This is a genomic window from Brevibacterium permense (assembly GCF_025506275.1).
Taxonomy (GTDB): Bacteria; Actinomycetota; Actinomycetes; order Actinomycetales; family Brevibacteriaceae; genus Brevibacterium; species Brevibacterium permense_A.
Genome location: NZ_QYCP01000073.1, coordinates 49,613 through 62,278 on the forward strand (window position 1 = coordinate 49,613; position 12,666 = coordinate 62,278).

The 12,666-nt window shown below is 67.7% G+C and carries 9 protein-coding genes; 2 read left to right on the top strand and 7 right to left on the bottom strand.

All coding sequences use genetic code 11. The annotated features are described in order from the left end of the window. Positions 1–198 precede the first annotated feature (198 nt). Genes purM through D3I60_RS03710 form a run of 3 tightly spaced genes read right to left on the bottom strand, consistent with a single transcriptional unit; the run spans position 199 to position 3,342 of the window. Positions 199–1,296 (bottom strand): phosphoribosylformylglycinamidine cyclo-ligase, encoded by a 1,098-nt coding sequence (gene purM, locus D3I60_RS03700; RefSeq protein ID WP_262774799.1) that lies wholly within the window; start codon positions 1,294–1,296, stop codon positions 199–201. 1 nt (position 1,297) lies between these two features. Next, a complete protein-coding gene (gene purF, locus D3I60_RS03705; protein WP_262774800.1) occupies positions 1,298–2,779 on the bottom strand; it encodes an amidophosphoribosyltransferase in 1,482 nt (493 codons plus the stop codon). A gap of 44 nt (positions 2,780–2,823) precedes the next feature. After that, positions 2,824–3,342, bottom strand: a complete 519-nt coding sequence (locus D3I60_RS03710) for a hypothetical protein (RefSeq protein ID WP_262774801.1) — start codon at positions 3,340–3,342, stop codon at positions 2,824–2,826. Positions 3,343–3,530: 188 nt separating this feature from the next. Between D3I60_RS03710 and D3I60_RS03715 the strand changes: the two genes are divergently transcribed. Beyond that, entirely contained in the window at positions 3,531–4,508 is a 978-nt protein-coding gene (locus tag D3I60_RS03715) for a universal stress protein (protein ID WP_262774802.1), read from the top strand. Positions 4,509–4,520: 12 nt separating this feature from the next. On the opposite strand, the gene D3I60_RS03720 is transcribed toward D3I60_RS03715, so the two are convergent. Genes D3I60_RS03720 through D3I60_RS03735 form a run of 4 tightly spaced genes read right to left on the bottom strand, consistent with a single transcriptional unit; the run spans position 4,521 to position 8,404 of the window. Next, positions 4,521–5,414 (bottom strand): DMT family transporter, encoded by an 894-nt coding sequence (locus tag D3I60_RS03720; protein ID WP_262774803.1) that lies wholly within the window; start codon positions 5,412–5,414, stop codon positions 4,521–4,523. 25 nt (positions 5,415–5,439) lie between these two features. After that, positions 5,440–6,882 carry an aldehyde dehydrogenase family protein gene (locus tag D3I60_RS03725; RefSeq protein WP_262774804.1) on the bottom strand — a complete coding sequence of 481 codons (1,443 nt, stop codon included), beginning with the start codon at positions 6,880–6,882 and terminating at the stop codon, positions 5,440–5,442. Then, a complete protein-coding gene (locus tag D3I60_RS03730) occupies positions 6,879–7,280 on the bottom strand; it encodes a sterol carrier family protein (protein WP_262774805.1) in 402 nt (133 codons plus the stop codon). The genes D3I60_RS03725 and D3I60_RS03730 overlap by 4 nt, the downstream gene beginning before the upstream one ends. Beyond that, on the bottom strand, positions 7,280–8,404 hold the full coding sequence (locus tag D3I60_RS03735; protein ID WP_262774806.1) for an asparaginase: 1,125 nt from the start codon (positions 8,402–8,404) through the stop codon (positions 7,280–7,282). Before D3I60_RS03735 ends, D3I60_RS03730 begins: the two co-directional genes overlap by 1 nt. Before the next feature lie 33 nt (positions 8,405–8,437). On the opposite strand from D3I60_RS03735, the gene purD reads away from it, so the two are divergent. Then, a complete protein-coding gene (purD, locus tag D3I60_RS03740; protein WP_262774807.1) occupies positions 8,438–10,678 on the top strand; it encodes a phosphoribosylamine--glycine ligase in 2,241 nt (746 codons plus the stop codon). Positions 10,679–12,666 lie beyond the last annotated feature (1,988 nt).

Below are 12,666 nucleotides of genomic sequence, written 5' to 3' on the forward strand. Positions count from 1 at the left end.
GACTGAGGAGCATCACGCACCGTTGAGTGTAGTTCCTCCACTCCCGCGGCCATCACGCACCGCAAGCAGCACACCCCCGTGCAGGAACACGGGGGTGTGGGACTAACTGTGTGCGAAGCCTCTGCGCCGAGGGTGTGAGACTAACGGTGAGGGATGCACCGCGACCAGGCCAGCCGGCTGCGCGAGGCACGCGACCCATTACTGCAGGATCGCGGCGCCGCCGTCGACGCCCTTGGCGCCCTGCACATAGTAGGGATCGGTCGCCAGAGATCCGTCATCGGCGGCGACTTCGCCGAGCACCCAGGCTCCGGGGCTCGCCTTGAGCACACCGTCAACGGAGGCTGCGTCGACGACGAGGACCATGCCGACACCGAGGTTCCAGGTGCGTTCCCGGTCGTCCTGCGGCACTCCGCCGAGATCGCCGAGCACGGAGAACACCGCCGGGATCTCCCACGAGGCACGCGACATCTTCGCGACCAGCCCCTGCGGAAGAACCCTGGCCACATTGGCCGACAGTCCCCCGCCGGTGACGTGCGAGACCGAATGCACCGCGTCGGGCAGTGCGTCGAAGAGAGCGGAGAGCTCGCCGGTGTAGACATGAGTGGGAACGAGCAGCTCCTCACCGAGGGTGCGCCCGAATTCCGACACATGCGTATCCAGGCCCCATCCCGCCTCGGCGATGATGTGGCGGACCAGCGAGTATCCGTTGGAGTGGATGCCCGAGGACGGCAGACCGATGAGCACGTCTCCGGCCTTGACCTTCTCCGGTCCGAGCAGCTTCGAGGCCTCGACGACACCGGTGGCGGCACCGGCGACATCGTACTCATCGGCCCCGAGCAGACCCGGGTGTTCGGCGGTCTCCCCGCCGACCAGTGCGACACCGGCCGAGGCGCAGGCGTCGGCGATTCCGCGCACGATATCGGCGATGCGTTCGGCCACGACCTTGCCGCAGGCGATGTAGTCGGTCATGAACAGGGGCCGGGCACCGCAGACGATGATGTCGTCGACGACCATGCCGACGAGGTCGTACCCGATGGTGTCGTGCTTGTCCATGGCTTGAGCGATGGCGACCTTCGTGCCCACACCGTCGGTCGACGAGGCGAGCAGCGGACGGTCGAAGTCCTTGAGCACGGAGACGTCGAAGAGTCCGGCGAATCCGCCCATCCCACCGACGACCGAGGAGTTGTGGGTGGCCGAGACCGCGGCCTTCATGAGTTCGACGGCGCGGTCTCCGGCCTCGACGTCGACGCCTGCGGCGGCATAGGTGGTGGACTTCGGGTTCGCGTCGGAACTCAACTCAGCATCCTTTGTCGGCGGGGGTGTTGTTGACGGGAATCGGGTATTCGCCCGAGAAGCAGGCGGTGCACAGCTGGCTGCGCTCCTGCTGGGTGGCGGCGATCATGCCGTCCAGAGAGATATAGCCCAGAGAGTCGGCACCGAGGTTCTCGCAGATCTCGTTCGTTGTCAGCCCGTTGGCGATGAGCTCGGCCCGGGTGGCGAAGTCGATGCCGTAGAAGCACGGCCACTTCACCGGCGGGGAGGAGATGCGCACATGGACCTCTGCCGCTCCGGCCTCCCGCAGCATGCGCACCAGCGCCCGCTGGGTGTTGCCGCGCACGATCGAATCGTCGACGACGACGAGGCGCCGGCCTTCGATGTTCTCGCGGATCGGATTGAGCTTGAGGCGGATGCCCAGCTGCCGCAGGGTCTGTGACGGCTGGATGAACGTGCGTCCGACATAGGCGTTCTTCATCAGCCCCTGGCCGAACGGGATGCCCGAGGCTTCGGCATAGCCGACGGCCGCCGGGGTTCCGGATTCGGGAGTGGCGATGACGAGGTCGGCGTCGACCGGGTATTCCTCGGCCAGCTGCCGGCCCATCTGGGTGCGCGCGGCGTGGACGTTCTTGCCGGCGAGCATGCTGTCGGGACGCGCGAGGTAGACGTATTCGAAGACGCAGCGGGCCTGGTCCGGTTCGGCGAAGCGGTGCGACCGCAGACCGTCCTCGTCGATGGCGATGAGCTCTCCGGGTTCGACGTCACGGACGAACTTCGCACCGACGATGTCGAGCGCCGCGGTTTCCGAGGCGACGACCCAGCCGTTCTCCAGTCGTCCCAGCGACAGGGGCCTCACCCCGTGCCGGTCCCGGGCGGCGTAGAGGGTGTGCTCGTCCATGTAGACCAGCGAGAACGCACCCTCGACGTGGGGCAACAGGGTCAGGGCCGCCTCTGTGAGGTTCTCTCCGTCTTCGGTCGCGAACAGCTCGGTGACCAGGGAGGTGTCGTTCGACGAATCACGGAATGGCCGGGTGCGGGACGTCTTCTTCGTGGCCTCCTCGACGACCTTCGTCGCGTGGTCGCGGCGGGAATCGGCCATGGCCTCGAGTGCGTCGAAGTTCGTCAGATTGCCGTTGTGCGCCAGTGCCACGGTGCCGAACGGAGTCGGCCCCAGGGTGGGTTGAGCGTTCTCGAACGACGGTGATCCGGTCGTCGAATACCGCGTGTGCCCGACGGCGATATGGCCCTGCAGAAGCTCGAGATCGCGCTCATGGAAGACCTGGGAGACCAGGCCCATGTCGCGGTAGATGAGGATCTGCTTGCCGTTGCTGGCAGCGATTCCCGCGGACTCCTGTCCGCGGTGCTGCAGTGCGTAGAGCCCGAAGTATGTGAGTTTGGCCGTTTCCTCGCCGGGGGCCCAGACTCCGAACACACCGCATTCGTCCTGCGGTCCGCGGTCCTGGGGGTCGATTTCGTGCGTCAGCTGCCCGTCTCCTCTTGCCACGAGTGAAATTGTCTCATACCCGCGACGGCGCTCTGTCCCGGTGATCAGACTGTGGAACCGGGGGCCGTATCCCGACCCGTTCCCGCCTCGTCCGCATCGTCGGCAGTGGGCTCAACCTCCTCTGCCGAAAGTGCGGAGTCCGCTGCCGAAGGTGCGGAGTCCTCTGCCGCAGGTGCGGCATCCTCGCTCGCCGAGGCGGTCCCGCCCGCGACAGCGCCGACATCCGGGTCCTCTCCGCGGGCTTCGGCGATGCGACGGCGCGCGATCTCCTTCGGGTCGTCGACCATGTCGATCTGCGCACCGACCCGGAACTCCTTCGACTTCTTCCGTCCCCTCCAGTCCAGGATGAGCGCGACGAGTCCGCCGAGGAACAGTCCTCCGATCCCGAGGACGAGCAGCAGCAGGCCCAGTCCCTTGGCCACCGTGTAGCCCATCGGCATATCGGCCGGGTCGACGAAGACCGCGAGGATTCCCGCAGCGACGATGCCGAGCACCGCGCCGATGCCCATGAACACCGAGTACTTGGGGCTGCGACGGACGGAGACGTCGATCTGGTCCTTCATGATCTCCTTGGACACGTGGCCTTGAGGCCGATGAAACGCCGGGATCGTCCCGGAACAACAGGTCCCGAACAGTCTAGTCGAGTCTGCCTGAGGTTCCTCCCAGGCAGTCCCATGCCAGTTCCCATAAACTGGGCACAACTAAGCTGGACTCAACCAGATTGACGGTCACTGAAGACAGAGGTTCCGATATGTCCCATACGATCATCGTCGGCATCGACGGTTCCGACAACGCCGAATGCGCCCTGCAGTGGGCGATCACGCATGCCCAGAAGACCTCCTCCGAGATCCGCATCGTCTCCGCCTACACCGTCCCCGGCGTCAACATGAGCCAGGCCGACATCGTCTACCCCGCCGACTTCGACAGCGCCGTGAAGAAGACCGTCGAAGACATCGCCGAGGCGGCCGCCGCCACCGTCACCAAGGCCGGCGTTCCCGTGTCGACGACGATCGCGCCCGGTGACGCCTCCGGGGTCATGGTCGAGCATTCGAAGAGCGCCGCCCTCGCCGTCGTCGGCGCCCGCGGTCGCGGCGGGTTCGCCGGTCGTCTCCTCGGGTCCGTGGCCCTGGCGATGCCCGCGCACTCGCAGTGCCCCACCGTCGTCGTCCCGAGCACGTGGCCGACCCGGGTCATGCCGACGACTCCCCTGCCCGTCGACGATCCCGTCCGCACGACGGATGATCCCTCCGCCGAGGCGGACCGACGAACCCGACCCGACTTCTCAGGGGAGGTCGTCGCCGCCGTCGATCCCTTCGAGACCGACACCCCGGTCTTGCGTGCCGCAGCCTCACAGGCCGCGATCTACGGTGTTCCGCTGCGCCTCGTCGGGGTCACCGCCACACATATCCTCTCGCCCGAGTGGATGCCCAGCGAGGAGCACCTCATCCGGATGTACGACGAAGCGGCGAAGTCCTTCACCGCCGCTGCCGACTCCCTCAAGGGCGACTTCCCAGATCTCGAGGTGCGGTACTCGGTCTTCGATGCTCCCGCCACCGAGGTGCTCGTATCCGCCACGTACACCGCCGATCTCATGGTCATCGGCTCCCGCGGCCGCGGTGGGTTCGTCGCCACCGTCCTCGGGTCGACGTCACAGGGCGTGCTCTCGCACGCCGTGTGCCCGGTGCGGGTGGTGCGGGTCAACCGCCGTCAGCCCGGGCGCCGCCGCTGAACCGCGGCCCTCTCACCCGAGGGCGATGAGCCCGATACCCAAGACCACGATGAGGGCGCCTGCGAGTTTGAGCACCACGTTCCTCTCCCCGAAGAACCACCAGGCCAGCAGGGTTCCGACGATGATCGAGGTCTCCCGTACGGGGGCCACGAGCGCCACCGGTGCCTGCTGCATCGCATAGAGGACGAGCACATACGCCAGGGGTGAGAGGATCGCCACGGTCACCAGCGCGCGCTTGTGGCTCGTCAGGATCTCTCCGAAGTCGGCGCGCTTCTCCCGCCCGCCGGGAAGCGCGAAGACTCCCGCGGTCATGATCAGCCCGACGCAGGCTTCGGAGACGGCGAAGTAGAGCAGCGGGGAGTCGCTGACATGGTTGACGGCGAAGTCGTCCCACAGCGTGTAGGAGGCGATGAATGCTCCGATCAGCCCGCCCCAGGCGAGCCCGCGGCGCAATCCGTGGCTGCTGGTGGGGCCGTCCCCGCCGCGGGGACGGATCGTGACGACAGCGATCCCGGCGATGACGGTGAATGCTCCGGCCGCCTCGGCGAGGGTGGGACGCTCACCGAGGAAGGCCACCGCGATGATGATCGTGACCACGGGCCCGGTGCCGCGCGCCGTCGGGTAGACGACGCCGAGCGGGGCGTGGTCGTAGCCGGACTGCAGGGCCACGGAGTAGGCGATGTGGAAGATAGCGCTCAGCGCCGCCGCACCGACCAGACCCCAGTTCAGCGACTGCGTTCCGGTGGCGATGATGACGATTGCCAGCGGAGCGAGCAGGATCGCCGAGAGCCCGTGGTAGGCGAGCACGAAGGCAAAGCCCTTGCCGGTGACGGACTTCGCGGCGAGGTTCCATACGGCGTGGGCGACGGAGGCGATGAGGACGAGCCCGAGGACCGAGAAGGTCATCGGCTCACCGCCCTCTTCGGCACAGTCACAGTTTGATGGCGACGGTCTTCGTATGCGTGTATTCGTCGAGGGCTTCGATGGATTTCTCGCGTCCGTAGCCGGACTTCTTGAACCCGCCGAAGGGCAGTTCGACTCCCCCGCCGGCACCGTAGGTGTTGACGAAGATCTGACCGGCGTCGACCTCGGCAGCCAGTCGGTGGGCGCGGGAGATGTTCTGCGTCCACAGGGCCGAGACCAGACCGTAGTCGGTGCCGTTGGCCAGCGCCACGGCCTCATCGTCGTCGGCGAACGGCAGGGTCACGACGACGGGACCGAAGACCTCCTCCTGAGCGATCCGGGACACCGGGTCGACGGAATCGACGATGGTCGGGGTGATGAACGCCCCGGCCGCAAGGTCGTCGGCCAGCCCGTCGGGCGGTGTGCCTCCGGTGACGATCTGCCCGGAATCGACCTCAGAGAGGAACCCGTCCACCCGCTCATGCTGCTTGGCCGAGATCAACGGCCCGAGCATCGGGTCGTCGAGGCCGTAGCCGATGGTCACCTCCGCCATGGCGGCGGCCATCTTCTCGACCACCTCGGCGTGGATGTCACGGTGGACGATGAGCCGGGACCCGGCCGAGCAGGTCTGCCCGGCGTTCTGGATGATGGATCGCACCAGCGACGGGATCGCCGCATCGATATCGGCGTCGGGGAAGACGATGTTCGCGGACTTCCCACCGAGTTCGAGGACCGTGGGCACGACCCGATCTGCGGCGGCGTGGGCGATGGCCGAACCGGTCTGCGTCGATCCGACGAAGCCCAGATGTGCGACTCCGGGGTGGGCGCTCAGCGCCGCTCCCGCCTCAGCGCCGAGACCGGTGACGACGTTGAAGGCTCCGGCCGGGAAGCCGACGGAGTGGATGAGTTCGGCCAGCCGTACGGTCGACCGCGGGGTCTCGTCCGCGGGTTTGGCGACGGCGCAGTTGCCGGTGGCCAGCGAGGTGGCGGCGGCGCGGCCGATGAGCTGGAGCGGATAGTTCCAGGCCACGATGTGCCCGGTGACGCCGAAGGGCTCCCGGCGCGTGTAGACGTGCATGTCCTCAGCCAGCGGGATCGCGTGACCGTAGTAGGACTCGATGGTGTGCCCGTAGAACTCGAAGTAACGGGCGCATACGTCGACGTCGGCATAGGCCTGGGTGAGCGGTTTGCCCGTGTCCTCGGATTCGATGCGGGCCAGATCGTCGCGGTTGGCGGTGATGACGGCCGCGGTGGCGATGAGCAGGCGGGAGCGCTGCTCGGGGCTCGAGCGCTTCCATTCCTGCTGTGCCTTCGCCGCAGCATTCACTGCCCGGTCGACTTCATCGGCCCCGGCGCGGGCGATATCGCCGAGCTGGCCGCCGGTGGCCGGGTCGATATTGGCGTAGGTGAGCAGTGACGGCACATGCCGCCCGCCGATGAACGACGTCGTCTGCGTGATCTGTGCGCTCATGCTCGGGCCTCGAGTTCTGCAGGGGTGAAGAGGGGCAGGAAATCGCCGAGGTCGGCTCGGGTTCCCGAGGCGTCGATGTCCCCGGCGGCGAGCGCGGTCGCGAAGTCGGTGCGTCCGGTGACCAGGCCCAGCCACACCTCGGCGGAGGTTTCGACGACGTTCGGTGGGGTGCCGCGGGTGTGCCGGGGACCGGGAATGCACTGGGTGACGCCGAACGGCGGAACCCGGACTTCGACGCTGTTGCCTTCGGCGCGGGAGGCGAGCTCTTCGAGGGTGAAGCGCACTGCGGTGGCGGTGGTCGATCGGTCGGCGGGAGCCGCGTCGAGCCTCGCCTGCGTCAGCCACATCTCGAGTGCGCTGCGTCCCTGATCGGGGTCGATCCTTCTGCGAATCGCCATCAGTCCCTCTTCCTCTCACCGATATCGGCAATATCTTCCCCGAGCTCCAGGCGTCCGACAACGTTCGTCCGCCCCTCGGAATCCGTGCCCCCGGTGACCGGGTCCGTGATCGCTGCGATCACGGCGTCCACCGTGTCGTTCTCCGGCGCCGAGGCGGCTCCCGGCTCGGCATCGAACGCTCCCGCCCGCTGGAGCAGGGTCAGCGCCACGAACCCGGTGGCCCGGGAAGATCCGTCGAGGCATTTCACGGCGACGGCGTACCCGGTCCGGGTGGCCATGACGATGACGCCCTCGGCCCCGCCCTTGGCGAAGACGCCGAGTCTGTCGATGACGGTCGAATTCGGTCGGCCGTGTCCCTCGATCGTCCACGGGTCGGCGAAGACCGCCTCGGTGAGGGTGCGGGCCTCACGCTCATAGGCAGCCCATGGTCCAGCCGTGTCCTCGACCGCGCCGTCGGCGCTGCCCATCCGGATGACACGGCCGACCCCGCGGGCCAGACCGGTGAGGCTGAGCGCGAACACGGGGGCTCCGCAGCCGTCGATGCCGACCGCGGAGGGCTCTTCGGAAGCGAAGGCGGCGACCACCTCGGCGACCTTCTGCTGGACGGGATGGTCCGGGGACAGATAGGTGGAGGTGTCGGCGCCGATGGCCCGGGCGGCGGCGAGGAACGCAGCGTGCTTGCCGGAGCAGTTGAAATACAGTGGCGATCGCGGGTCGGTATTCACGTCCCCCTGCACCCGTGCGCGTTCCTGCAGTTCGCGGCGGAAGGCTCCGTCGGCGGGGTGGGCGGACGGACACTGCAGGTCGGATGCGCTCAGCCCTGCGGTCTCCAGCATCGATTCGACGACCTCGACGTGCCCGGCTTCGGACTTGTGCGAGGCGGCGGCCAGGGCCGCGGACGGCCCGTCGAGCTGCGCCCCGAGGCTCATCGCCGCGATCGCCTGCAGCGGTTTGAGACTCGAGCGTGTGAACACTGCAGCATCGGGGGCACCCAGGCTGATCAGCGGTGATCCGTCCGGGTCGAGGACGACGGCGGACCCGATGTGTCGGGATTCGATGAAGCCGGAGCGCTGGACGACGGCGAGCTCGGCGGCCTGTGCAGGGGTGAAAGTCGAGAAGGTCACGCACTCAAGCCTACGACCCTTTAGGCTGGTGGCGTGAAGGTTCTTGTCATCGGTTCGGGCGCCCGTGAACACGCCCTTGTCCTCGCTCTCTCGCGCGACCCGCAGGTCGACGCCGTCATCGCCGCTCCCGGCAATCCCGGTATCGCGCAGATCGCCCACACCGAGGCGGTCGATGCCTCGGATTCTGCCGCCGTGACCGCGCTGGCCGAGACCCTCGACGTCGATCTCGTCGTCATCGGGCCCGAAGCCCCGCTGGTCGCCGGAGTTGCGGATGCTCTGCGCGAAGCCTCCTTCCCCGTCTTCGGGCCCAGCGCGGAAGCCGCGCACCTCGAAGGCTCGAAGGCGTTTGCGAAGGAGGTCATGGAGTCCGCGAACGTGCCGACTGCACGCACAGTCGTCGCCTATTCGACCGACGAGGCCGCGGCCGCGCTGCGCGAATTCGGCGCCCCGCACGTGGTCAAGGCCGACGGTCTGGCCGCCGGCAAGGGCGTCGTCGTCACCGATGACCTCGATGCTGCGCTGACGCATGCGAGCTCCTGCCTCGAGGTCTCCGACCGGGTCGTCATCGAGGACTATCTCGACGGCCCCGAGGTCTCCCTGTTCGTCCTCTGCGACGGCACGACCACCGTCCCCCTGGCGCCGGCGCAGGACTTCAAACGCATCGGCGACGGTGACACCGGCCCGAACACGGGCGGAATGGGCGCGTATTCGCCGCTGCCATGGCTGCCTGCCGGCACCGTTGACGAGATCATCGACACCGTCGCCCAGCCCGTCATCGATGAGATGACCCGCCGCGGCACCCCGTTCACCGGGCTCCTCTACTGCGGCCTCGCGCTGACGTCGAAGGGTCTGCGCGTCATCGAGTTCAACGTCCGCTTCGGCGATCCGGAGACCCAGTCGGTGCTCGCCCGCCTGTCCAGCCCTCTGGGCCAGACGCTGCTCGCCGCTGCCGAAGGCCGCCTGAACGAAACCGCACCCCTCGAATGGGATCCGCGCTCCTCGGTGACAGTCGTCATGGCAGCCGAGAACTACCCGGGGACTCCGAGCACCGGAGACATCATCCGCGGACTCGACGCCGTCGCGACACTGCCCGCTGTCAGCGTCCTCCACGCGGGTACGAAACTCGCGACCGGTCCCAGCGGCGGATTCGCCCCCGAAGATGCCGTGATCACGAAGGACATCGCCGAGACCGGCGACATCGTCACCTCCGGCGGCCGCGTGCTCTCCGTCGTCTCCCTCGGTGACGACCTCGACGATGCGCGGGCGAAAGCCTATGCCGCGGTCGACCAGATCAAGTGGGACGGTGAGCAGCACCGCACCGATATCGCCGAGGCGGCCGCCGCCGGACGTATCGAGCTCGCCTCCGGATACGCCGCCCCCGCACCGGTCGCCCCGGTGCTGCCGGGCTGGAAGCACGTGTACTCGGGGAAGGTCCGCGACCTCTACATTCCCGCCGACGCCGCCGATGCCGCGAGTGCCGAACAGCTGCTCATGGTCGCCTCGGACCGGATCTCCGCCTATGACTGGGTGCTCGACTCGGAGATCCCGGACAAAGGCAAGGTGCTCACGGGACTGAGCCTGTGGTGGTTCGATCAGCTCGCCGATGTCATCGGCAACCATGTCATCAGCTCAGACGTGCCCGAGGCCGTGGCCGGCCGCGGGCTCATCGTGCAGAACCTCTCCATGTTCCCCGTCGAGTGCGTGGCTCGCGGCTACCTCACCGGATCGGGAATGTCGGACTATCGGGCCACCGGGTCCGTGTGCGGAATCCGGCTGCCGGCCGGACTCGTCGAGGCCGACCGACTCGAACCTCCGATCTTCACGCCGGCGACGAAGGCCGAGCTCGGGGAACACGATGAGAACGTCAGCTTCGAGGCTGTCGCCTCGACAGTCGGGACCGAGACTGCGGAGAAGCTGCGCGACCTGACCGTGGAGATCTACCAGCGTGCCGAGCAGATCGCCCGGGAGCGCGGGATCATCCTGGCCGACACGAAGTTCGAGTTCGGGACCCTGCCCGACGGCACGATCGTCCTCGGCGACGAAGTGCTCACCCCGGACTCCTCCCGCTTCTGGGACGCCGAGGGCTATGAGGCAGGCAAGGCTCAGTCGAGCTTCGACAAGCAGTTCGTCCGCGATTGGCTGACTGAAGAATCCGGCTGGGACAAGGCATCGGACACTCCTCCCCCGGCGCTGCCCGCCGAGGTGGTCGAGAAGACCCGTGCCCGCTATGTCGAGGCTTTCGAGAAGCTCACCGGAGAGACCTTCCCCGGCTGAAGCGCTCAGTTCTCAACCCCACAGAAGCCGCGGGGCATCGACGGCAGGTCGGTGCCCCGCGGCTTCACAATTGCCGGCAACGCTTCCCCTGCGAATATCGCAGTGTGAGACGCTGAATCAGCGCTACTGGCAATCCGTGTTGCAGTTTCCCTCGCTTGGTGCATATTTCCGCAACGGAATCAGTGGAATCACGGGGGAAGTTCGGCTAAGGTGGCTTCACAGTGATCCACAACACACTCAGAGAGCGGGCCCGGTTATCCGCCTCTGCCACGACACTGCAGTCGGGAGGCAGCATTGGACCTCGATATCCTCGACGTCACGATCTTCGACGGTGAGGCTCTGCGCGCCGAGAATCGTGTGAGCATCCGCGATGGGATCATCACCGAGATCGGCACCGGACCCGCAGCTGTGCCCGCGTCGCGCACGATCAGCGCCGCCGGGAAGCTGCTCACTCCCGGCTTCGTCGATGCGCACGTGCACACGACCTTCGGCGGCCAGGAGGCCCTGGCCTGCGATATCAGCGGAGCGGACAGCCTCGAGGCGGCCCTGGAGCTGATCCGGGACCATGTCGCCGAGACGACCCGTGATAGCGACGCGACTGACCCCGCGAACGACTGGGTCATCGGCGGCGGCTGGTCGATGGCCCACTTCCCCGGCGGAGACCCGACCGCCGACATCCTCGACGAGGCCTGCCCCGATCGACCGGCGATCCTGCTCAGCGCCGACCACCATTCGGCATGGGTGAACACGCAGGCGATGACCGCAGCCGGACTCGACGAGACGTCCACGGCACCTGCCGGCGGCGTCATCGTCGCCGATTCCGCGGGCCGTCCCACCGGGTGCCTGCACGAATCGGCCATCGACCTCGTCTCAGCCCACGTTCCCGCCGCCTCCGATGAGGAGATCCTGGCCGGTCTGCGCGAAGGTCAGCGCTACCTCAACTCCCTCGGCGTGACCGCGTGGATGGACGCCATCGTCGGCGACTACGGCGGCCACCGCGACCCGTACGACACCTACGTCGGGGCAGCGGAATCGGGCGCGCTCCAGTCCGAGGTCGTCGGCAGCCTGTGGTGGCCGCGCGGAGTCGAGGACATCGACGCCGAGGTGGCCCGACTGACCGATCTCGCACGCTCCGACGGCCGCTTCCGCGCCACCTCGGTGAAGTTCATGCTCGACGGAATCGTCGAGTCCCGGACCGCGGCGATGACGACCGAATACACATGCACCTGCGGCGGCTTCGGAACGAGCTATTTCACGAAGGACCACCTCGAGGCCTCGTTCGCGGCCCTCGATGCGGCCGGTTTCGACATCCACTGCCACGCGATCGGCGATGCCGCAGTCAAGGCCGCCCTCGACGCTTTCGAGGCCGTCCGCAGCCAGGGCACGGCCGGCACCGGGACGACTGGCGCAGCCAACCCCGGCGAACGCCGTCACCACATCGCCCATGTCCAGGTCGTCGATCCCGCCGATGTCCCGCGCTTCGCCGAACTCGGCGTCACCGCGAACCTGCAGGCGCTGTGGGCCTGCTATGACGAGCAGATGATCGACCTCAACCTGCCGTTCCTCGGTGCCGAGCGCAGCTACTGGCTCTATCCCTTCGGGTCTCTCAACCGCTCCGGCACCCATCTGGCGATGGGCTCGGACTGGCCGGTGTCCACGGCGAACCCGTGGGACGCGATCCATGTCGCGCTCAATCGCTCGCACCCGACCGCCGCCGATGAGTCGCCGCTGCTGCCCGACGAGGCGATCGACCTGACGACGGCGCTGCGCGCTTACACCGCAGGTTCGGCACACCTGCTGCGCTCGGCCGACAACGGCCACATCCGCCCCGGTCAGCCGGCCAACCTCGCCTTGGCCAGCGCCAACCCCTTCGCGCTGCCGCCGACTGATATCGCGGGGGTCACGAACGAACTGACGATCTGCGACGGGCGCATCGTCCACGACACCCTGCCGCCTCACACACCGGCACCTGTCTCTTATACACATCT

Coding starts and splice junctions, on each gene's coding strand:
- D3I60_RS03725 (WP_262774804.1), bottom strand. CDS start 6,882: ATGAGCGCACAGATCACGCAGACGACGTCGTTCATCGGCGGGCGGCAT.
- D3I60_RS03715 (WP_262774802.1), top strand. CDS start 3,531: ATGTCCCATACGATCATCGTCGGCATCGACGGTTCCGACAACGCCGAA.
- D3I60_RS03730 (WP_262774805.1), bottom strand. CDS start 7,280: ATGGCGATTCGCAGAAGGATCGACCCCGATCAGGGACGCAGCGCACTC.
- D3I60_RS03720 (WP_262774803.1), bottom strand. CDS start 5,414: ATGACCTTCTCGGTCCTCGGGCTCGTCCTCATCGCCTCCGTCGCCCAC.
- D3I60_RS03710 (WP_262774801.1), bottom strand. CDS start 3,342: ATGAAGGACCAGATCGACGTCTCCGTCCGTCGCAGCCCCAAGTACTCG.